This window comes from Streptomyces sp. NPDC005551 (assembly GCF_042871785.1).
Lineage (GTDB): Bacteria > Actinomycetota > Actinomycetes > Streptomycetales > Streptomycetaceae > Streptomyces.
Window position 1 is genome coordinate 69,060 of sequence record NZ_JBIAJE010000007.1, and the last position, 24,901, is coordinate 93,960.

At 71.8% G+C, this 24,901-nt stretch carries 4 protein-coding genes; all 4 read left to right on the top strand.

Going from position 1 to position 24,901, the window contains the following annotated elements; all coding sequences use genetic code 11:
• The first annotated feature begins 105 nt into the window (after positions 1-105).
• The 4 genes from ACFYP4_RS20985 (at position 106) to ACFYP4_RS21000 (ending at position 24,828) form a co-directional block, all read left to right on the top strand.
• Positions 106-3,852, top strand: coding sequence for an AAWKG family protein (locus ACFYP4_RS20985; protein WP_388786993.1), 3,747 nt, complete (start codon positions 106-108; stop codon positions 3,850-3,852).
• 223 nt (positions 3,853-4,075) lie between these two features.
• Positions 4,076-4,531, top strand: coding sequence for a YbaB/EbfC family nucleoid-associated protein (locus tag ACFYP4_RS20990; protein ID WP_358853157.1), 456 nt, complete (start codon positions 4,076-4,078; stop codon positions 4,529-4,531).
• A gap of 2 nt (positions 4,532-4,533) precedes the next feature.
• Positions 4,534-4,911, top strand: coding sequence for a hypothetical protein (locus ACFYP4_RS20995; protein ID WP_388786997.1), 378 nt, complete (start codon positions 4,534-4,536; stop codon positions 4,909-4,911).
• Positions 4,912-4,992: 81 nt separating this feature from the next.
• Positions 4,993-24,828, top strand: coding sequence for a hypothetical protein (locus ACFYP4_RS21000; protein ID WP_388787000.1), 19,836 nt, complete (start codon positions 4,993-4,995; stop codon positions 24,826-24,828).
• Positions 24,829-24,901: the final 73 nt, after the last annotated feature.

Consider the following 24,901-nt stretch of genomic DNA (forward strand, 5'->3'; position numbering starts at 1 on the left):
GCGGACACGGCCGGCCGGTGCGCCCCGTGAGTGAGACCCGCCTGCACGTCCGTACGAGGACGTGGCGTGCCGGCACGGACGACAACCGACCAGAAAGGGCGCCCGGTGGCCGATCGGTACGATCCCAACTCCGTCGCCAATCTTGACAAGTTCGACAACGCCGGCAACCCGTCGAGCGACACCTGGGCCACCCTGGTCACCCACATCACGGGTTATCCCGTGCCGGACCGCAACACCGTCTTCGACACGCTCCGCTCCGACCACGGCGGCAAGCTCTTCCGGATGGACATCAAGGAGCGCAGCCTCGGCCTGCTGGTCAAGGACTCCGGCTTCCTGAGGAACAAGGGCGAGGACTACGACATCTGGTTCTTCGACAGCGGCAAGAGACGGTCGATCATGCAGGCCCGGATCGTCTTCGAGGGCCGCGTGAAGGCCGGCGAGGAGGTCATCTTCGCCGGCCCCGGATCCGACAACGTCCACGACGCCCAGGTCCGTGAGGGCAACGAGTTCACGGACTACAACAAGGACAAGATGTCCACCGTCCCGCTCGCCCGGTACATGAACGGGCCGCGGGCGGCGCTCCTCGCCCTGCTGGGCGGCAGCAGCCAGGACGCCCGGTTCAGCAACCTGGGGGTGCCCAGTGCCGACGCGGTGGACCTGAACTCCTTCAACACCACCGGGGACTCCTTCGACTTCGCCGCGAAGTTCTTCCGTGACCACGCCGTGGTGCTGAAGGACTGGGAGGACCGGTTCGGCCGGGACGACGCGAGCTGGAAGGGCGAGGCGGCGGAGGTCTTCCGCAGCCTGCTGAAGAAGATCCGCGAGAACTACGACAGTTACATCGAGACCTTCGACTCCTCGGCCGGCACCGGCGACCAGACCGGCACCGGCAACACCGTGTACTCCCGCGCTCTGTCACTGGGCCGCACGTACCTCCAGGACTCCGCCACCAAGCTGCTGGACGCATGGCTCGCCTGGGCCAAGTCCTCCTACTACGACCCGCACCAGGTGCTGCGGTACGTCCTGGACGACCTCGCCCAGTGGGTCGACGCGAACAACGTCGCCAAGACGGACATCACGTCGACGACCACCCGCTACTCCACGAGCGTCAAGCACAGCCCGCGGGACGGCTTCTCCCAGGTGCACCCCGAGTACGGCGACCTGACCGACATCGCCAACTGGGCGAAGGTCGGCGACAAGGCGGTCAAGATCTGGACTCAGGGCGTCGACGAGTACCTGGGCAAGCCCGCCGCGCAGGTGCAGTCCGCCCTGAACAACCACTTCCTCGAACTCGGCGAGGACTTCTCGGACAACGTGCCCAAGCCGAAGTCGACCGGCACGGCCTCCGAGGAGTACGAGAAGAAGAAGCGCAAGGAGGAACAGGACGAGATCAAGAAGCAGAACGCGGAGAACAAGAAGTACCAGGACGACCTGCGCGCGGAGCAGCAGCGCCAGCGCGAGGAGGACAAGAAGTACCAGGACGAACTGCGCAACGAGCAGAACCGGCAGCGCGAGGAGGACAAGAAGTACCAGGACGAACTGCGGGAGGAGCAGAACCGGCAGCGGGACGAGGACAAGAAGTACCAGGACGAGCTCCGCGAGGAACAGAAGAAGGAGCAGGACGAGGCCAAGCGCCTCCAGGACGACCTGCGCAACGAGCAGAACCAGCAGCGGGACGAGGACAAGAAGTACCAGGACGAACTGCGCGAGGAACAGAAGAAGGAGCAGGACGAGGCCAAGCACCTCCAGGACGACCTGCGCAACGAGCAGAACCAGCAACGCGAGGAAGACAAGAAGTACCAGGACGAACTGCGCGAGGAGCAGAAGCGCGAGCAGGACGAGGCCGAACGCGAGGCCAAGGAACAGACCAGGGCCATGCAGGAGAGCCTCGGCGGCCTCAACGATCCGAACGCGGTCACCGAGCAGAGCCTCGACGGCCTCGACGACCTGCTGAACCAGAACAACCCGGTCACCGAGAGCACGGGCGGCATCGGCGACATCGACGGAACCGGCCAGGGGTCCGAAACCGATCTGGGCCCGGTCACCCAGAGCCTTGGCAACCTCGGCGGGCTGAACGCCGGGGGCGGCTCCCTCAAGACCCCGACCGGCGGGAACACCCAGGCCGACGGAGGCAAGCTCACCACCGGCTTCCCGGACGGCAGCAGCACCTCCTTCGACCCGGACAGCGGGGTGCTCACCACCACGTCGCCCGACGGCACCGTGACCACGCAGGACCTGGGTGACGGCCTGAAGGTGACGAACCCGGACGGTTCGGTGACGTCCCTCGGTGACGACGGAAAGCTGACCACGACGTTCCCGGACGGCACCACGCAGACCGTCGACCCCGCGACCGGTCAGGCCGTCACCACCAACCCGGACGGCAGCACCACCACGACCGACCTGGGCAGCCTCACCGACCTCAACGGCAGCCTCAACGGCGACGGTGTGCTCGACGGCCCGACCGGCACCAGCACCCAGCTGACCAACGCCGGTGACCTGACCACCGACTTCCCGGACGGCAGCAGCACCTCCTTCGACCCGGACAGCGGGGTGCTGACCACCACGTCGCCCGACGGCACCGTGACCACGCAGGACCTGGGTGACGGCCTGAAGGTGACGAACCCGGACGGTTCCGTGACGTCCCTCGGCGGCGACGGCAAGCTGACCACGACGTTCCCGGACGGCACCACGCAGACCGTCGACCCGTCGACGGGCCAGGCGGCCACCACCGATCCGGACGGCAGCACCACCACGGAGAACCTGGGCAGCCCGGGCGGCCTCAACAGCCAGAACAATCTCAACGGCCTCGACGATCTGAACGGGCTCGGCGACCTCGGCGACATCAACTCCGGCGTGACCACCGAGACGATCGGCGACCTGGGGGACATCAACAGCGGCCGGTCCGGCCTCGAAACCCCGACCGGCGGTCACACCGAGCTGGACGACAGCGGGGACTTCACCACGACGTTCGCGGACGGCAGCAAGGCCACGTTCGACCCGGACAACGGGATGCTCACCACCACGGACGCGGACGGCACCACCACGACCACCGACCTCACCCACGGTGCGAGGGTGACCAACCCGGACGGCTCCACCACCTTCCTGGACAACGGTCAGCTGACCAACGCCTTCCCGGACGGCAGCAAGCAGGTCATCGACCCGGACACCGGCATCGCCACGGTCACCGACCCGCAGGGCAACACCGAGACCGTGAACCTGCACGACCTCAACTCGTCCCAGGACAAGAACGGTTCCGGCATCCCGGACGGTCTGGACGGTCTGGGCGGCCTCGACGCGAGCGGCGGTGGCGGCACCACGTCCCGCGACGTGCCACTCTCCGAACTGAACCTCGGCGGCGGCGGCGGGGGCGGTGGGGCATCCGGTGGCGGCCTCTCCGGAGTGGACCCGCTCTCCGCGGACGTCTCCGGCACCTCCGGATCCACCCCCCTCTCGGGCAGCACGGCCGCCCCGCTCGGCGCCGCCTCCGCGGCGGCCGCCGCCCCCGGCGCCCCCGGAACGCCCGGCAGCCCCGGTATGCCGATGGGCGGCGGCATGGGCGGCATGGGCGCGGGCGGCGACAAGGGCAACGGCGAGCGGGTGCGCGCCGTCCTGGTCGACGCGGCCGAGGAGAGCGAGCGCCGCAACCGCCGCCGGCGCAGTCCGTGGAACCGCCAGGAGGACAGCGACACCTTCCTCGCCCCGTCACGGGTGAACACCACCGGCGGCGGCGACACCCCCGAGGAGGAGACGGAACCGGGGCGCAGGTCCACCAGTTCCGCCGACTACCTGGAGGAGGACGAGGACGTGTGGGGCACCGAGGAGGGCGGCACCCCGGCCGTCATCGGGCGGTGAGCACCGTGCGAGCCCGCCACGACCACTGCGGGGAGACGAATCCCACCCGGTCCCGGCTTTCGCCGCGGGACCCCCACCAGGCAAGATCAGCAGGGGAGTTGCCGGACCCGGAAGCAGGATCCGACGCGCGGACCGCTCGTCGGGACGTACGGACCGGACTTCCCACCGTACGGACCGGACCACCGGGCATGCGCACAGACCGAAGGAGAAGGGCGGAACGGGCGTGACGGAACCGCTGGAGAAGCGCCTGGAGAAGGCGATGGCCGAGCTCCAGGCTGCCCAGGAGGCGGTCGCGCGCACCGAGCGCGAGCTGCGGCAGGCGTCGTTCGCGGTCCTCTCGTCGGACCGCGCGGTCCGCGCCACCGCCGGCCCGCAGGGTGAGCTGACCGGGATCGAGTTCCTGGAGAACAAGTACCGCGACATGTCCCCCCAGGAACTGGCCGCCAGCGTCCTGGAGGCGGCGAACGCGGCGCGTCTGAAGATGAACCGGCACGTGATGAAGGCGATGGCGCCGTTCACCGAACCCAGCACCAACGTGCCGGAACTGAAGGGCTTCGAGCTGGACTGGGAGCGGATCTTCGGCCCCGAGGTCCTGGACGAGGACGACGAGGACGCGGCACGCGGCGGCCGCGCAACCCCCGCCTGGCGGGACGCGCTCGGCGAGGACGGGGAGGACTGACGATGGGACAGCGGTACTACGCGGACCCGCAGCGCATCGAGGCCCTGGCGGGGCAGCTGGAGGAGATCGGCACCCTGGCCAGGAGCATGAGCGAGGAGTTCCTCGACGAGCTGGCGCCCACCGTCAGGTGGCCCGGCACGGAGGGCGAGTTCGCCGAGAAGGCCAAGCCGCAGGAGCAGAAGGAGCGGCAGACCACCAAGGACACCATGATGTCCATCCGTGACGCACTGGTGGGCATCACCGACGCCACGGTCAGCCAGGTCAGGCTGATGAAGACCACGCGTGACGGCAACATCGAAAACATCGAGCAGAACAACCGGGAGCTCGACACCCACGGGCTGGACGGCAACGGCGGCCCGGGCGGGCATGGCCGCCGCTGACCGGACCGCCGCAGGCCGCTCCCGCACCGTGCCGGGAGCGGCCGCTCCGCCCTGCCCGAACGACGTGCGGGGTGAGTCCCGATGAGCATGATGGCCTCGCCCGAGGTCAACGCGATGCTCTTCATCCTCACCGGGGAACGGCTCATCGACGCCGACGAGGACCTCGCCTACGAGAGCCGCCGGCCCTACTCCGGCCTGGGCCGCAAGCTCGACAGGATGTCGTCGCTGATCGAGAAGTCCATCCACGACATCGCCGAGGTCATGCCCGACGACCTCTCCAAGTCGTACGCCAAGGCGATGGGCATGCTCATCGACGACGGCGGCAAGAACTACCTGCGCGACTTCGCCGAGCAACTCGACAAGATCGCCGAGGGCCGGCGCAAGACCTCCATGGACATCATGGAGTCCAAGTGGCAGGTCATCGCCGAGGTCATCCGGCTGCTCATCGAGATCGCCATCTACCTGGCGATGTCCTTCTTCACCGGCGGCGCCTCCGCCAGCCAGATCATGTTGGCCAAGATGCGCAGCCGGTTCATGATCCTCACCACCCTCAGCCACCTGCTCCAGCGGCTGCACCTCGCGCCCTCGCTGACCGAGGCGTTCGCGGAGGCGTTCACCACCTTCGCCGTGCGGCTGGCGATGATGAACTTCGCCCCGAACGGCCGCCGCCCCGACGGCTTCGACTGGAACGACATCCTCAAGTCGGCCGCGTTCGGCGCCGCCGCCGGTTTCCTCACCAGCATCTTCGACGACTTCGCCAAAAACATCGTCAAGAGCTACGACAACAACTTCCTCAAGAACGGCCCCGACCTCAACTTCAAGAACAACCCCAACCTCAAGAACCCCCCCAACCTCGACATCAAGAACAACGGCCCGAACCCCAAGCCGAACCCCGACCCCACCCCGAACCCCCACGACAACACCCCGAAGGACCGCCCCGAGCCCACCCCGCACGGGAACGGCCCCAACGGCACGAACAACACGCCGGTCACCTTCCGGAACAACCCGCTGTCCTTCCGGAACAACACCAACCTGTGGCGGAACAACCAGATCCTGCGCAACAACGCCGACCGGCCGGGCGCGCTGGCCGGGCACTACGGGCTCAAGGGCACGGCGGACTTCCTCGCCGCCGGCTCCGGCGAGGCGCTCGCGGAGATCCTCATCAAGGGTGCCTTCGACGGAGACTGGTCCACCAGCTGGTCCACCTTCGTCGGCGCGGGCCTCAGCAGCCAGGTCGAGGCCACGCTCAGCGACACCGCCCTGAACAGCGGTGCCGAACTGCGCCACGCCATCGACAAGTTGCGCAACCCGCCGCCCACCGTCTCCGGCGGCGGCACCGACTCCGACACGCGCGACTCGGACTCCACGCGTTCCCGTGGCGGCTCCGACCGCACCGACGGCCCCTCGGACACGGACACCTCTGGTTCCGAGGGTTCCTCGGGTTCCGTGGGCTCCGTGGCGTCCTCGGGTTCCGAGGGTTCCTCGGGTTCCGTGGGCTCCGTGGCGTCCTCGGGTTCCGTGGGCTCCGCGGACGGCGGCGGTTCCGGGCGGCCCTCGCCCTCGCCCGTCCCCCAACAGACCACCGGCCCGCGGGACTTCACCGGGAGCGGTTCGCCTCCGCCCTACTCCGCCGCGGAACCGCCCCCGTACACCAGCGTGGACCCGCCGGCCTACTCGCCGGGGCCGCTGCCGGTGACCGCCGCCGAGAACGAGCTGTGGCAGCAGATCCACAGCGGCACGCCAGAGGTCCGTGAACAGGCCCTGCGGGACCTCGCCGCACTGCGCGGCTCCCAGCCGCCCGGCAGCGCCGAGATCGGCGTCCGCGACAGCCTGCACGGCAACCTGTCACAGGTGCCCGAGGTCCGCGTGGTACCGGCCGGGAACAGCCCCGCCGCCCGGATCGACACCCACGAGGTCCGCCGCGCCCTCGACGCCTTCGGCACGCCGGTCACGGTGGACTCCCCGGTCACCGCAGGCGCGTTCGGCAGTGGCTCCACGGGCGCTCCCGCTCCAAGTCCCGGCGGGAACGCCGCCGACGGCGACCAGGTGGGGGACCACGACGCCGATGTCCAGGTCGGCAGCGGCGCCGATCCGAGCCGCGTCCAGACCTCGCTCTCGCCGGAGAACGACGTCCAGACCTCGCCGGACGAGGTGGCAGAGGACGTCCGTACGAACGGCGACCGCATGAATCCGGCGCCCGGGCAACCGGTCGGCGGTCCCGGCACCTCCAACTCCGCCGCACCGACGACGGGGACCGCGCCGGGGTCGGTCACGGGCTCCGGAGCGGGCACCGGCGCCCGGCCGAGCGGCCTCCCCGCCGGCGGCAATCAGACATCCGCGGGTCCGCAGGCCCAGGGCGCCCGCAACCCGGACGCCACGGCCCCGGCGGACGCCTCGCGGACCACGACCGACGACACCTCGCGGACACCGGTCGACGGCGGTCCGCCGACCGCAGCGGACGACGGCTCCCAGGTCCCGCGGTCGCCGGTGACCGTCACTCCCTCGGACACCCTCTCTGCGCAGGGCGTCGACCCGGCGGGCGGCGACGGCACTTCGGGCCTCGCCGGGAGCGGCCCCGCCCCGGCCGCCCCCGACGTCGACGGGGCTCCCACAAGGGTGAGCACCACCGGCTCGTACGCCGACGAAGGCGACGTACGCGACATCGGCGACGTACGCGGCGCCAGCGACGTACGCGGCGCCAGCGACGTGTACGGCATCGGCGACGTACGCGGCACCGGCGACGTACGCGGCACCGGCGGCCCGAGTGACATCAAGGCCGCCCCGTCGCCGACCACCCCGAACCTCTCGTCCGCCCAGCCGCAGCCGTTGACCATCGTGGTCTCGCAGGTGCCGCCGCCGGGGGAGGGGGCACCGGAAGCCGCCGAACTGCTCGACGGGGCAGGGGTCGACCGTGCCGTCGTACTCGGACCCGCGGTCCCGTCTGACGGCGCGGGGCGTCCCGTACGCGCCGCCGCGGAGCTGACCCGTGAGGGCCCGGGAGCCCCGGTCCGGGTCCGTCCGCTCACCGGCCCCCCGGTCGCCGGAACGCCGGACGGCACGTCCGGCACCCCGGACGCCGCGTTCCCCGGCGCGGACGTGTTGCTGCCGCTCGCCGACGCCCTCGGCCAAGCGCCCTCCGCGACCTCCGGTCCCGTTACGCAGAGCGGCGTGACGACCGACAGCGACCCGCTCCTCGATCCGGTCACGCGCCCCAAGCTGGTCTCGGACGTGAAAACCGCTCTCGACGGCATGGGAGCCGGACCGAACCCCACGGACACGGGCGCGCCGGTCACGTCCAAGCTCGCCACCCTGTCCCGCCCCTGGACCGAGACGGCCACCGACCTGCACCTGGAGTCGGGCAACGGTGACGCGGACGGCGGACCCGGCCCGGGCGCCGGCCGAGGGCCCGGCAGCGGCGGAACGCCTCCGCCGCCGCCCATCGATCCGGACGACTCCCCGGCGGCGCCCGCCCCGCCGACACCTCCCGCGGTGCTCCCGCCCACCGGACGGATCGTCGTGCGGCCCGCGAACGGCGACGGGACCGCCGGCGCCGGGAACGGCCCCGCACGGCCCGCGGCCGAGCCGGCCGTCACCACCCTGGACGGCCACACGGTGCCCGTCGCCCAGCTGCGGCGGCTGATGCCGGACGCGACCGTCAAGCCCCGGCCGGGCCGCGCCGTCCAGACGTTGACCATCTCGCAGAGCCCGGCGGAGGACGATACGGCGCACGGTGCGGGGCGGCGCGCGCTGCTCGGCCAGGACACCTTCCGCGGCGTGCGCACCACGTCCGTCGGCCCCGCTCCGGCAACCGCGACGGACCCGCCGGCCCGCCGTACGGTGTTCACCGGCCCGCCGGCCGCGCTGCCCGGCGCGGGCACCGGACGGGGTGCCGACTACTTCGTGAACCACGGCACCTCCCGTACCGTCACTCTCGGCACCGAGGACGCGGCGCGTCCCACCGTGAAGCTCAGCGGTGTGCAGTTCGGCGACGTGGTCAACTCCTGGGCGCGGGACGGCGACGAGGACCGGCCGCTGGTGCTCTTCTCCTGTGAGACCGGGCGGCAGCCGGAGGTGGCGGGACTGCCGGTGGCGCAGCACGTGGCGAACCGGACCCGGCGGCACCTGTACGCGCCGACCACCGAGGTGGGCACGGCCCGGGACAGCGACGGCAACGTCCGGGCGGTGCTCACCGAGGGTCCGGACGGGCCCGGAAGGTGGAAGCTGTTCACCCCGGAGCCCACCGGTTCCGAACTGGACGGGCTGGCGCGCGACGCCGGCCTGCACGCGGGCCCGGAACCGGCCGACGCCTTCACCCGCGCCCGTACCCTCCAGCAGATCCGGACACTGCGTGACGCTCTCGGCACCGACGCCGAACAGCGCCCGGAGAACCGGGAGTTGCTCGCCGGTCTCGCCTTCGTGGACGGCCTGCGCTGGCTCAGCCCGGACACCGCGGCCCGTTACGGCGACGGCCGGATGACCGTGGACCTGCTGCGCCGGATGGTCGTCGACCGGGGCCGCGCGACGGGCACCGCCACCGGCGATCCCGCCGACGAGCCCACGGTCGGGCAGTACACCGAGTTCCTGCGCGCCGCGGGGGAGTTGCGGAGCACCGCGGGGCCCGGCACCACGCTCGACGCCCTGCTGCCCCCGCCGCCGCCCGTGCTCCCGCCGACCACCCTGGTCTCACCGCAGGACGTGCGCGGTCTCACCTACGCGCCCTCCGCGCAGATCACCTGGTCGCTCTCCAGCACCCCGCTGCCGCTGTCCGAGCTGGGGCTGAGCTCCGAGGACACCGCCGAACTCGCCCGCCGCCGACCCGACCTGGCGCCCACGCCGAGCCGTCCTGAGAGCCTCGCCGAGGACACCGTCCTCCTCAGCAAGGACACGCCCGGCACGGCGGACACCGTCCACGCGGACGGCCTGGCCTTCCGGCGGCTGGAGACCCCGGGCGGCGGCAACTGCCTCTTCCGCTCACTGCTCGACAGCGCGCGCGGCCGGCCGGTCCCACCGGCGTGGGCCGCACGGAACGTCGCCGGGCTGCGCGAGCTGCTGCGCGACCGCATCACCGGGTCCGAGCTGGGCGACAGCGTGGCCCTGGCGATCCCGGACCCGGTCTTCTCCGTGGTGGACGACCTGCGGATGCGTGCCGTCACCGGGGTGCGGGACGCGGACGAGCGGGACCGGATCACACAGCTCTGGAACCGCGTCGCGCAGGACGTCGTCACCGGCGCCGACACCGGCCAGTGGCAGCGGATCCTCCGGGAGAGCGACTATCCGCAGCTCGCCGCGGTGGCGCCCACCCCCGCCGCCGCCCGGCGGCACGGCGCCAGAGGGCTCGTCGCCGCGGCGGCCGAACTGCCCGCGCTCTGGTCCTCCCCGTTCGCCGACCTCCTCCCGGAGGCGCTGGCGCACACCCTCGACCTCGACCTGCGACTCGTCCAGCCCGACCCGCAGTCCCCGGGGAACACCTTCGTCAACACCCTCAACCCGGGCGGCCGGGGCGGCACCCTGCACCTGTCCTACAACGGCACCGACCACTACGACGCGCTGGTCCCGGCCTCGGCGCCGCTCACCGCCGTACCCGACCCGGCGACCGGCCCGGACCCCGACCTGGTGACCGCTGCCGACCCGGCCACCACCACCGACCCGGCGACCGCCGAGGACCCGGCCACGCAGGACCCGACCGCCCAGGACCCGGACGGTGCCGACCCCTTCGGGGAGTGGCTGCGCGGCATGGGTGGGATCACCGACCTCGACGGTCCCGCCACCGAGGCGCCCGACCGCGGCGACCCCGTGCCGCTGGAGACCCAGCTCGAGCGGCACCGCCCGGCAAGGCTGCTCACCGGCCGGGACGCCCGGCCGCCGGGCCCGGTGCCGAAGACCGTCACCTTCGAGGACGGCAGCCGGCTGCCCACCATCCTGATCGATCCGGACGCCGACCCGGGTGACGGGACCCCCGGCGGCCGGACGGACGGCACCCCGCGCAGTCGACCCACGGGTCTCTTCACCGGCCCCGGCATGACCACCCTGCGCTCGCCCGAGCAGGTGGCCGAGGAGATTTTCGGCAAGCTGCCGAAGAGACTGCGCGCCCAGTTCGACAAAGCGGAGCTGCTGCGCCTGCTGACCGAGCAGCCCAGCGCGTTCACCGCTCCGCGCGGGGCGCGCTTCGTGGGCCGCGAGAGGTCCGGGGTCGGGCACGAAATGACGGTCGAGGCCATCCCGTACCACCGCTGGGAGCGGTTCTCGGACGTGAACGGCGGCACCGTCCGGCTGGACACCATGCGACGCGGCCAGGCCGGTACGGGCGGCGGGCGCAGCGTCGGCTTCGGACGCCGGATCGCCGGCGGGCTGAGCATGGGCCCGCCGCTCAACTGGCTGCTGAAGATCGGTGTCTCGCTGGGCTGGACCCGCAGGACCGACTACGCCCAGGGCACGCAGGCGTACAACCAGTCCGAGTGGCGGGCCCACGAGGGCTCCCACCTGCACCTGGACGACGTGTACTACCGGGTGCGGGTGGACCGCGTCACCGAAGCACCCGAGAACGCCCGTACGGACGACGGGACCGGTCGGAGCGGCGCCCCGTCCGGTCCCCCCGGCCCGTCGCCGGTGGCGCCCCCTTGGCGGCGCACCCGAGTGCACACCGCGGAGTTCGCGATGCGCGACGGGCTGAGCTGGCGGCTGCCCGACGACGTCACCGTGCCCTACCGGGGACCGCGGCGGGCACCGAAGACGCTCACCTTCCCGGACGGGGTCGAGCCGCGGATCACCGACACCGCCGGGCTGCACCTGGTGGACCCGCCCGAGGACATGGCACTCGCCATCTCCGGCGCCCGCCCCGGGAGTTCGGCACACCGCACGCTGGTCTCGTACGTCCGTCCCGGGCGGCTGCTCGCACTGTTCGGCCGGTTCGCCGGGCCGGTCACCGGGCCCGAACTGACGCGGGGCGGCGGACAGCACCCGCTGGGCCACCTGATCGTGCAGCGGTCGGTGCCGCACCGGGCCACCCTGGTCACCGAGTCGGTCAAGGCGGAGCTGCGCGACCTCACCCAGACCACGTACCAGAACGAGCGCGGCCACGTCCGTGACACCCGCCTGGGCATCCAGGTCACCGCCGGGCCGAACTACACCCTCGTCGGACCCGAGACCGATGTGCGCCTTCAGGGCGGTCCGCTGGTGCGCGCGGACCTCAGTGCCGGGCGCGGTCACTACCTCGGCGTGGACGCGGCCCGGAAGACCACCGGCCGCGTCCGCAACCACCCGATCGCTCTGTATCGCGTGGAGCGCACCCTGATGGTGCGCAAGCCCGGCGAACCGCCGTCGGCCGCCCGACCGGTCCGGGTGGTCAGCCTGGACTGGATCTCCACCCAGGACGCCCGCCGCCTCGCGGGCTGGGACAGCCGCACCCCCGGCCAGGCGGGCCCCCACCCGGACGCCGAGCCGCCGGTGCCGTGGTACCTCACCCGTGAGGATCCGGTCCACCTGAGCGGTCAGGTCCGGGCCGAAGGCTTCCGCCCCGTCCGTCGGCAGTCCCAGCCGCAGCCGCAGACCCAAGCGCAGGGCCAGGCGCAGCCGCAGACGCAAGTACAGCTCCAGCCCCAGCCCCAGGTACAGCCGCAGCCGCCCGCCCCCCAGGACCCCATGCAGGCCTTCGCGGACGCCGTCCTGGACACCCTGCACCGCTCCTACCCGTCGCTGTTCGTCCCGCCGTTCATGCTGCGGCACCCGCGGCTGGCCAAGTTCTGGTACGGCGACGGACGGATGCGGACCGCACTGCACAACGACCGCCAGGTGCGCGAGGCGCTGAACCGGCCCAGCCTGGCGCAGAGCCTGGACGACCTGACCACCACCGGGGTGCCGGTCACCCTCACCGAGGACGGCAAGGTGCGCCGCGGCCACCACACGCCCATCCTCCGGGCACGCCTCACCGACCGGCAGTTCGAGACGACCATGAGCGAGCGCTCGCTGCGGAACGCGGTGATCGGCACCGAGGTCTCGGGTCAGGGACAGCAGGCGTCCCTCACCCTCTCCGCAGGCGTCGAGGTGGGCGTCGCACCACGCGACCACGACAAGGTGCCCGACGTCGGGCTGCCCCGTCAGGCGGGCAACGTGACCGTGGGGGTCCGGCACGCCAGGACCGACCAGAAGGCCACCAGGAACACCGTCGCGGTCGCCCACGACCAGCTGACGTTCCAGACCGGCGCCGACCTCTACAGCTACCGGGTGGAGCTGAGCGCCACCTTCGAGGGCCACCGCCGCCCGCGCGGCTGGGCCCGGCTCGCCTCGGTCGGCCTGCTCGGCGCGGGTGTCTTCGTCAGCAGCATCGAGGAACGGCCGCTGTTCAGCCGCGGCAGCGAGACCGTGGGCCGGGTAGAGCTGGCCGTGCCGTCCGCCCACGGCTCCGACCGCTACGCCCCCGCCGACCCGCCACCCGCCGGGCCGGTCCCGGCGGCGGCGACCACGCCCGCGCCACAGCAGCTCTCCGTCACCGAGGCCGACCAGCTCCTCGACGGCACCCGCCCGCTTCCCACGACGGACTCACCCGGCCGGCAGCTCACCAGGAAGCTGCTGAGCGTTCCGCACGTGGTGCTCAGCGCCGAGGGCGGCCCGCAGCGCCAGCGGCTCATGCAGGACACCGCCGACCGCGCCTCGGGCACCTCGTGGCACGTCAGCGCCCCCGGCGCCCCGGTGCGCACCGCGCTGCGCCGGGCGATGGCCAACCTCAGCGTGGCAGGACAACTCGGCCAGTACCTGGGACCGTTCGGCTCCCGCGTCACCGGACTCAACGGCGCCGGACCGTTCCGTACCCACTACCTCAAGGCAGCGGTCCGCGGCGAACTCAGCAACTTCCGCGTGAAGAGCGACCCGAAGCCCGCCAGCCTCGAGGCCACCATCGGCAACGAGCACCGCGTCACCGGCAGCACGAGCACCGTCTCCCGCACCACCGTCGGCCTCCAGGGCGCCGACATGCCGCTGCAACAGGCCCCGGGCCAGGCGGCGGTGGTCGGCACCTACTCGACCGCCCTGCAGTACGCCTGGGGCCGGGGCCGCGGGGTTTCGCAGACCCTCACCCGGGGACGCAACACCACCCTCACCTTCGCCGGGCGCATGTACCTGGTGGTCGCCGACGCCGCCGAGACCGTCGCGGTACGGGACCGCTGGACGGCCGCGATGGGCGCGGTGGGCACTCGCGCCGGGACCCGGATCAGCTCCGTGGCCGGACGGCTCTCCGGGCGCCTCGGCGACAGCCTCGCCCCGCGCCGGGCCGCCGCCGCCCTCCAGCGCATCCGCGACGCGGTGATGTTCCACCTGCCGATGCAGGACGTCATCGAGGCCGGGCTCGCCCCGGACGGCCTGGGCACCACCACCCCGCGCAACCTCGGCCGCGGCTACCGTGTGCCCCCCTATCTCCGCAACCGCCGCTTTCCGACCCACCCCAGCGGGCAGCTCGACGCCGGCCCCGCGGTGCAGCAGCTGAGGGGACAGCTGGAGAGGATCGGAGTGCCCTCGCATGACCGGGAGCAGGTCCTCCAAAGGCTCTCCCCGGACTTCCTCCGCGGTCACCTCCACGAGCTGACGACCGACGGGATGAACCTGCCGGTCCGCTACCGCGCCTGGTCCAGTCCGCATCACCTGCCGGTCGGCGGCAGCCCCGGCCAGGTCAGGTTCCGGCTGACCCCGGTCACCACCACCGTGGACAGGCTGCGTACCGGCTACGAGCTTGAGGACTACCGCACCATCGCCCGCGACGACGCCGACGGCACCTCCCAGGACCGCGGCGCGGACGTGACGCTGAGCGCCGGCCAGCGCGCGGCGGAGAGCGGCATCCTCGTCGCCAACCCCTCCCTCCAGGGCACCGCGGCCAAGCAGCGCTCCAGCACCCGGACCCAGACCGCCGGCACCACCGCCATGCCGAACATCGCCACCACCCAGGCGCACGCCGAGATCGTCACCGGCTACGTCCTGACCGTCACGATGACGGACGCGACCGGCGATCCGCTCGCCCCCCGCGTCAGCACGCCGGTCGGCAGCCTTCACGAGATCCTCCCGGCGAACCTGCTCACGCCGGACGGCGACGGCGCGGACGGCGCGCTCACCGAGCAGGACGTCCCGGAGCCCGAACGCGCGGTGAAGATGCTCACCGCCGCCGAGGCCCGCCCGGAGAACATCGCCGCCTGGCGCACCTCCGCCGGGGACGGCACCGGCGGCCCCGACCCGGACATCCTGCCCTTCGACGACCGGATCGGTTCCGGCATCCTCGCCGTGGACATCCGCGGCGCCGCCAACGTGCAGGACGCACTGACCCTGGCCACCGCGCGCGCCGACGGCGTGGGCGACGGCGACCTCGGCGCACGGCACACCGGCGAGGTCCTCGGCTCACGTGTGCGCATGGCCCGCCAGACCCCGCTCACCGGCCTCGGTACCGCCCCCGCCCAGGCCCAGCAGGAGGCCACCGCGCAGGGCGGTCTGACCGCCGGCTTCCGGGAGGCACTCGGCGCGAACGGCTCACCGCTGCCGGCACAGACCTCCGCGCGGCTCCTCGGCCAGTACCACACCGCGGACTCCCGCCTCTACGCGAAGATGCACCGCCGCGGCGCCCGTCTGCTCGCCGTGGAGAACAAGCCGCGCATGGAGGCCATGCAACGGGCGAAGACCTCCGACGCGCTGGAAGCGGGCATCACCGACAACGTCGAGGGCGCGGTGGGTACCGCTCCGATGGCGGGCAACACCAACGCGGGCATGACCAACCCGGGCGCCACGGTCCCGATCGGCGGCACCAACGACGGCACGGCCCTCAAGGGCACCGCGGACACCACCCTCGGCACCCACCTCAAGGTCGTCACCGACCGGAGCCTGCTCTTCGCCCTGCCGGTGAGCTGGCTGTCCGTGGCCGAGGTGGACCACCGCATCACCGACAGCCGCCCGTTGCACGCCCTCGGCAAGGCCAGGCGAGGACCACGCGCCGCCGAGGCCGAGACGACCGCGCTGGTCTGGCTGCGCGAGGACATCGCCCGCGACTACGGCCTCCTGGATGACACCACGTTCCCCGACGAGGTCGTCGCCGCCTGGGACAGCCAGGCCAAGGCGGCCGCCGACCTCGCCACGGCCGAGAAGAACTACTACGACGCCCGGGCGCGGGCCCGGGAGACGTGGCTCGACCTGAGCCCGGAGGAGCAGGACGCGCTCGGCGACGACAACTCCGCTTCGCCGGCCGACCTGCCGCAGGACCTGCTCTGGTCCCCGGCCGTCGTCGCCTGGCAGGCGGCCCGCCATGAGGTCCACCGCTGGGAGCAGCACACCGACGCCGCCGCCCTGGACCACCACCGGCTGCACCTGGCAGCCTCCCGCCTCACCGCCCACCACCAGGGTTCGGCCGCGGTCACGGTGCCGGACCGGCCGCAGGAGTACACCGCGCCACAGTGGCGCTCCGAGGCACCCGCCCCGTACGTCCTCTCCGAGGAGACCGATTCCGCCCCGCGCACCCTCACCTCGCCGGACGGCGCCACGGTGCGCGAGCTGCACGACATGCCGCACGACGGCGCCTCGTTCTTCCACGCGCTGCTCGCCGCCGCAAAGGCCCGGGGCCGCCTTCCCCACCTGCTCGGCAACGACCTCGCCGACCGGTTCGCAGGCACCCCCGGAGACCCGGCGGTCACCGCCGAGGCCATCGACACCGCCCGTGGCCGCCTGGCCTGGGCACTGGGCGAGGACGGCAACCAGGACCTGCTGGACGCTCTCGCCCTGGACGCCGAGGACACCTTCACCCAGGACGAACTCGACGCTGCCGGAGTGGAGTTCACTCCCGCGCAGCAGGCCGAGTTCGACGCCCTTGGCCGGCTCCCGCAGACCTTCTGGCCGAACCCCGCACAGCGGGTGGCGCTCGCCACCGCGGCCCTGTCCCGCCCCTTCGCGAGCGAACCGCCGCAGGACGGCGGCACGGCGCGCCCGGAGGGTGAACCGGCCCCGCCCGAGCGCCGCGCGGGCGACCACGGTGGAGCCGACCTGCTGCCCGCCCTCGCCGCCCGGGTCCTCGGCACCCCGCTCACCGTCGTGACCGGTGAGGGCCGCGATCAGCTGTTCCTCCCGCACGGCGCCGATCCCGCGGCCGTCGACCCGGCAGGCGATCCGGTCCTCTTCGTAACCGGAGGCTTCTTCCACGCCGCGCTGCCGCCCGGCACACCGCCTCCGGTCGCCACCGCGCTGCCCGCCCCGGCGAGCGCGACCGGACCCGGTACGCACAACGCCGCCTCCGGGACCTCCGCCACTTCCGGAACCCCGGCTGCCGACACCACGCGCCCGGCCCCGGAGCAGCCGCCCGCACACCGCAGTCACACCACCGCGCCCTGGCTGCCGCCCGCCGACCACAGCGGTCCGCGCTACCGCCTCGACCGTGACGGCGTCCTCACCGCACCCGATGGCGCCACCTACCGGCAGGGCACGCCCGCGGGCCGCGGAAACGGCTTCTTCAGCGCGCTCGCCACGACCTTGCGCCAGGCGGCGGAGCAGCCCGGGCTCGACCGTCGGGAGGCGGCACGGCTTCGCCTGCGCGCCGGGGCGACGCCCGTGCAACTGATGCGCCTGAACGGCCTGCCCGGCGACCGTGCGGAACGCGACGCGCTCTTCACGCCCCCGCCCCTCCGGGTCCGTCCCGGCGCGCCCGCGCCGAGCCAGGACGCCGTCGACGGGCAGCTGCGCAGGCACCTCGCCGGGGCGCCGTGGGGCCCCGGGGCCGACCGCGCGGTGGCCGAGTGGGCCGCCGCCGCCACCGGCACCACCGTCACCCTGATCGAGGAGAACGGAACCGCCCACACCTACCCCGGGCCGTCCGGCGACAGCGGTCCGCACATCCGTCTCCGCCGCCGGGGCGGCGACTTCGTCCCCCTGACCCTGCTGACCCCGGCACCCGCGCCGAAGACACCCGTGACGAACGCGCCGGACCCCGCCGTGCAGGACGCGGTCCTCAAGGACGCGGCCGCGCTTCCGCTGCCCCCGTCACCGACGGACAGTGTCCTCCCGGGCCTCCTGGAGGAGGAGGCGTACGAGCTGAGCACACTGTCCGGCACCGACGCGGGCCCGGACGTCTCCCCGGACCCGGGCACGGCGCCCACCGCACCCGAACCGGCCCTCAGGCCCTTCAAGTTGGGGAACTTCGAGTTCACCAACCTGAATCAGACGGACAGGTACCTGGACAAGGCCGTCCGGATCATCGAGCTGCTGGACGAGCACAGCACGATCAAGGACTACGTCGGCGACCGCACCGTCCGGATCACCCTGCACCTGCGCACGACGGAGACCCCGGCCGACGTACGCGACCTGGGCGAGGAAGGCGTCCAGATCAACCTCGCGAGCTACTACTTCGAGAAGTACGACATCGGCTACATCATGGGGATGCTGGCCCACGAGATCGGTCTGCATCCGCTCGCCTCCCGCAACACGGACATTCCCGAGCAGGAGGAGGCGTACCGAGGTATGCCGCTGACCGTACCGGGACTGACCGATCTGAAGACGCCGCGCACCATGAACACCGAAGGGGCGGGCCAGGCCGACCACGTCATGGCCGCCTACCCCCGCACCATCCGGCACGGCATCTACCGAGACATCGTCATCGACATGGCCAAGGTGCTGGCGCGGCGCGCGCGGGTCGGCGTGCCGGGAGCCAAGTCCCAGGACGTCACCGATCTCTTCGACACCTACCTGATGGACCTCGCGTCCATCGCGGTCACCAACGACTTCCGGTTGAACGCGGTCAAGGAGCCCAACTATACGGCGAGGGTCTACAACGCCTACAAGGAGATGCTCGACGCGCAGTTGGCGGACAACACCGCACTCAGGGCCCTCCTGCCGTCGAACAAGAGCCTGTTCGGTGTCGCACGGTCCTTCACCCAGCTCGCCACCAGCATCGCGACCAACAACCGCGGCGACAGCATCCAGCGGCCCGTCGCTCCCGGCCAGGCCCCCGCCACCACCGGTGAGGCACGCCCCCGGCTTCCCGGGGCCGCCGCCGGCACCACGCCGCGGACCGCGCCGGCCGCCACCTCGCCGGCGCGCGGCCCGCGCGACAGCCGTCCCCGGTTCGTGGTGCGGTCCGGCTTCGACGCCCGGCGTTTCTCGTACCGGGGCGAGCCGGTCACCGACCTCACCGTCCGCATCGCGCTGCGTGGTACGAGCGACCAGGCCACCCATGTGTTCGAGCAACTCCGCGCGGGTGTCGAGGAGTTCCTGAACGACCCGGGGTACCGGCTGCCCAACGGCGAGCGGCTGCACGTGACCGTCGAGCACGTCGGGCCCGCCGACGGCCCCCACCTGACCGTGGACCTGGCGGGCCGGGATCGGGCGATGGAACAGACCACCTGGTGGGCCGACGCCGCCCCGGTGCAGCTGGTGCACGAGCTCACGCACCAGCTCGGCCTGCGGGACGAGTACCGGGACGCCGACTCCCCGCACCGCCCCCACGTCCTCGGCAGCCTGCTGGGCGACATCGACGAGGCTCCCGAAGACCCGTCCCAAACCGCCGTCGGCCTACGCGACCGGCACCTGGCCCTGCTCGGCGCGCTCATCGGCGACGTGACCCCGGCACCCCAGCGGAACGGCGACCAGGGCGACCAGGCCGATGACGCCGACCGGGCCGATGACGCAAACCGGGCCGGTCAGGCCGACCAGAGCTGGGCAGCCGCCCGGAGCGCCGCCGCCGCTCAGCCCCGTGAGTCCGTCTGGGTCGACCCGGTCTCCCTGCCCCGGCCTGCCGACGGCACGGCGGGCACCGAGGTGCCGGCTCACATGCCGCAGGACCCGAACGCGCCGCTCACCGCACCCGAACCGGCCCTCGAACCGTTCAAGTTGGGGAACTTCGAGTTCACCAACCTGAATCAGACGGACAGGTACCTGGACAAGGCCGTCCGGATCATCGAGCTGCTGGACGAGCACAGCACGATCAAGGACTACGTCGGCGACCGCACCGTCCGGATCACCCTGCACCTGCGCACGACCGAGACCCCGGCCGACGTACGCGACCTGGGCGACGAGGGCGTCCAGATCAACCTCGCGAGCTACTACTTCGAGAAGTACGACATCGGTTACATCATGGGGATGCTGGCCCATGAGATCGGTCTGCATCCGCTCGCCTCCCGCAACACGAGGATTCCCGAGGAGGAGGACCTGTACCGGGGCATGCCCCTCCTGGTTCCGGGGCTGGAGACCCTGGCGACGCCGCGCTTCATGAACAGTGACGGTGCCGGTCAGGAGGACCACGTGATGGCGGCCTTCCCGCACACCATCCGGCACGGGATCTACCGCGACATCGTCCTGGAGATGGCCGAGGTGCTGGCGCGGCGCGCGCGGGTCGGGGTGCAGGGCGCCAGGGCCAAGGACGTCACCGACCTGATCGACACCTACCTGATGGACCTCGCCTCCATCGCGGTCACCAACGACCACCGGGCGCAAGCGCTCAGGGAACCCAACTACACGGCACGGGTGTACAACGCCTACAAGGCCCAGCTGGCCGAGCGCATCGCCCAGGACAGCCCCGTCCGCCCCCTGCTGCCCGCCGACAAGGGGCGGTTCGGTGTCCTCGGAGACTTCGCCGCCCTCGCCACCAGTATCGGGACCAACAACCGCGGCGACAGCATCCAGCGTCCCGTCCCTCCCGTCCAGACCGCAACCGGCACCGGCGAGGCACGCCCCAGACTGCCCCAGGGCCACACCGACAGCGTGGCGAACACCGGTGTGCCCGCGCGTATGCAGCAGGACCCGGACACCACCCTCGCCGCACCGGAGCCGGTCCTCGTCCCGTTCAAGTCGGGCAACTTCGAGTTCACCAACCTGAAGCACACGGACGAGAGGTACCGGGACAAGGCGGTCCGCATCATCGATGTGCTGCGGAAGCACGACAAGATCCGGAAGTACATCGGCAACCGCCCCTGCCGTATCACCCTGCACGTGCGGACGACGGAGACCCCGGCCGACGTGACGGATCTCGGCGACGACGGCGTCCAGATCAACCTCGCGAGCTACTACTTCGAGAAGTACGACATCGGTTACATCATGGGGATGCTGGCCCATGAGATCGGTCTGCACCCGCTCGCCTCACGGGATGCGGGCATTCTCGACGAGGAGGAGATGTTCGCGGGGATGCCGCTGACGGTTCCGGGGCTGACGGATCTGAAGACGCCGCGTTTCATGAACACCGAGGGTGCGGGCCAGGCCGATCACATCATGGCCGCCTACCCCAGTAGTACGCGGCACCGGATCTACCGGGACATCGTGCTCGGCATGGCCCATGACCTGGCGGAGGACGCGCGGGCGGGTGAGGAGGGTGCGAGGGCGCAGGATGTCACGAACCTGATCGACTGCTACCTGATGGACCTGGCCACGATCGCGCTGACCAACGACAAGCGCAAGGACGCGGCGTGGGAGCCGCGTTACACGGCGAAGGTCTACAACGCCTACAAGGGGCAGTTCGCCGCGCAGCTGGCGCAGGACAGTCCCGTACGGGCCCTGCTGCCGGCCGACAAGAGCTGGTACAGCGTCACCGGCAATTTCCTGGGCCTGGGCAGCAGCGTCGCGTTCAACAACCAGGGCGACAGCATCCAGACCCCCGTCCTGACGCAGACCGGCGGGGGCACCGGTGAAGCCCGTCCGCAACTCCCGCCGGGGACAGCCGACACCGGGCCCCAGACCTCACCATCCGGCACTTCGGGGCGAGGAGGACCGCGGGACAGCCGGCCGCGTTTCGTGGTGCGGTCGGGCTTCGACGCCCGCCGGTTCACCTACGACGGCGATCCGGTCACCGACCTCACCGTCCGCGTCGCGCTCCGCGGCACGGACCGGCAGGCCTCGCATGTCTTCCGCCAACTCACCTCAGGTGTGGACGAGTTCCTGAACGTGCCGGGCCACCGGCTGCCCAACGGGGACCTCCTGCACGTGACCGTCGAGCACGTCGATCCCGCCGACGACCCCCATCTGACCGTGGACGTGACGGGCCGGGACCGGACGATGGACCAGAACACGTGGTGGGCGGACGCCGACCCGGCGCAGCTGGCGCACGAGCTGACGCATCAGCTCGGGTTGCGGGACGAGTACCGGGACGCCGACTCCCCGCACCGTCCGCACATCCCGGGCAGTCTCCTCGGTGACCTGAACGCCGAACCCGAGGACTCCTCCCTCGGGGCCGCGGGTCTTCGCGGCAGGCATCTGGCCCTGTTGGGTGCGCTGGTCGGGGACCTGACTCCGCCGCCCGAGCCCGGCGCGCAGGACGGCGAGCAGACCTGGGACGCGGCGCGTACCGGCACCGAGCCGGTCCTCCGGACGTCGGTCTGGGTGGATCCGGTCTCCCTGCCGCGACCGGCGGACGGCACCGACGACACCACGTCCGCCGAAGTCCCGGCGCACATGCCGCAGGAGGCGAACACGGCACCTGCCGCTGACGCCGGCTCCGGGCCCTTCGTGATGGAGAACTTCGAGTTCACCAACCTGAAGCGTTCGAACGAGAGGTACCGGGACAAGGCCGTCCGGATCATCGAGGTGCTCAGGGACCATCCGACGATCAAGGATTACGTCGGCGACCGGACCGTCCGGATCACGCTGCACGTGCGGACGACGGAGACCCCGGCCGACGTGCGGGACCTGGGCGACGACGGCGTCCAGATCAACCTCGCGAGCTACTACTTCGAGAAGTACGACATCGGCTACATCATGGGGATGCTGGCCCATGAGATCGGTCTGCACCCGCTCGCCTCCCGGAATCGTGAGATTCCCGACGAGGAGGAGATGTTCCGGGGTATTCCGCTGCCCGTGCCGGGGCTGGACGATCTCAGGACGCCGCGCACAATGAACACCGAGGGTGCGGGTCAGGCCGACCACATCATGGCCGCGTTCCCCAGCAGTACGAGACACCGGATCTACCGGGACATCGTGCTGAGGATGGCGGAGATGCTGGCCGAGTTCGCGCAGGCCCGGGTGCCGGGAGCCAAGCCCCAGGACGTCACGGACCTGATCGACTGCTATCTGATGGATCTCGCTTCCATCGCGATCACCAGCGACTACCGGGTGAACGCGGCCAAGGAGCCCGGCAACACCGCCAAGGTCTACAACGCCTACAAGGCGCTGTTCGCCGCGCACATGGCCGAGAACAGCCCGGCCCGTGCCCTGCTGCCCGCCGACAAGGGGATGTTCGGCGTGGTGCGGGACTTCGCCACCCTGGCCGCCGGCATCGCGACCAACAACCGCGGCGACAGCATCCAGCCGCCCGCGCCGACGGGCGAGGCCCGCCCCAGGCTGCCGCAAGAGCCCGGCAACGCTCCGGGGACCGGGGGGAGCGTCCGGCAAGGCCCGCCCGCCGTCACCCGGTTGGCCGGCCCGCGCGACAGCCGCCCCCGGTTCGTGGTGCGCTCCGGCTTCGACGTGCGGCGGTTCACCCACGCCGGTGAACCGGTCACCGACCTCACCGTCCGTATCGCGATGCGCGGCGCGGCGGAGCGGATTCCACGCGTGTTCGGCGAGCTCAGTGCGGGCGTGAGTGAGTTCCTCAACGTTCCCGGCCATCGCCTTCCCAACGGTGATCTGCTGCACGTCACCGTCGAACTGGTTGAACCGTCACATGCCCCGCACCTGACCGTGGAGCTGGCGGACCGGGACCGGGTGATGGATCAGAACACGTGGTGGGCGGACGCCGACGCGGTGCAGCTGGTGCATGAGCTGACGCATCAGCTCGGGTTGCGGGACGAGTACCGGGACGCCGACTCCCCGCACCGTCCGCACATCCCGGGCAGTCTTCTCGGTGACCTGAACGCGGGCCCTGAGCACCGGTCACTGCGGGCGGCCGGACTGCGGGGCCGTCACCTGGCCCTGCTGGGCGCCCTGATCGGTGACGTCGCCCCGCGACCTCGGCGAAGCGAACAGGACGGCGCGCAGGACACTGAGCAGACCTGGGACACGGCCCGCACCGCCGCCGAACCCGCCCTGCGCGAGTCCGTCTGGGTGGACCCGGTCTCCCTGCCCCGTCAGGCCGACAGCGCCGACGCCCCCGCACCCACCGGTGTGCCCGCGCGTATGCAGCAGGACCCGGACACCACGCTCGCCGCACCGGAGCCGGGCCTCGTCCCGTTCAAGTCGGGCAACTTCGAGTTCACCAACCTGGCGCACGCGAACGAGCGGTACCGGGACAAGGCGGTCCGCATCATCGATGTGCTGCGGAAGCACGACACGATCCGGGAGTACATCGGCAACCGTCCCTGCCGTATCACCCTGCACGTGCGGACGACGGAGACCCCGGCCGACGTGACGGACCTGGGCGACGAGGGCGTCCAGATCAACCTCGCGAGCTACTACTTCGAGAAGTACGACATCGGTTACATCATGGGGATGCTGGCCCATGAGATCGGTCTGCATCCGCTCGCCTCCCGCAACACGAGGATTCCCGAGGAGGAGGACCTGTACCGGGGTATGCCCCTCCTGGTTCCGGGGCTGGAGACCCTGGCGACGCCGCGCTTCATGAACAGTGACGGTGCCGGTCAGGAGGACCACGTGATGGCGGCCTTCCCGCACACCATCCGGCACGGGATCTACCGCGACATCGTCCTGGACATGGCCAAGGTGCTGGCGGAGGACGCGCGGGCAGGGGAAGAGGGGGCCAGGGCCCAGGACGTGACCGACCTGATCGACTGCTACCTCATGGACCTCGCCTCCATCGCCCTCACCAACGACCACCGGACGAACGCGGCGAAGGAGCCCGGCTACACGGCGCGGGTCTACAACGCCTACAAGGACCTGTTCCAGGAGCGGTTGGCGCAAGCCCCTGATCTGCGGGCGCTCCTGCCGTCCGGCAAGAGCATGTTCGGCGTGATCAACGACTTCCGGCGCATCGCCACGTACGTCGCGATCGGCAACAGCGGCGACAGCATCCAGCGGGCCGGTACGACCTGAGGCACGCGTACCCCGTGACACGCGCGCCGCCGGGCGCATCGGGAGAGGCAGGCCCGCGCGCGGACGGGAAGGT

What these genes read in the sequence shown, in the direction of transcription:
- ACFYP4_RS20995 (WP_388786997.1), top strand. Translation starts at nt 4,534, where the DNA reads ATGGGACAGCGGTACTACGCGGACCCGCAGCGCATCGAGGCCCTGGCG.
- ACFYP4_RS21000 (WP_388787000.1), top strand. Translation starts at nt 4,993, where the DNA reads ATGAGCATGATGGCCTCGCCCGAGGTCAACGCGATGCTCTTCATCCTC.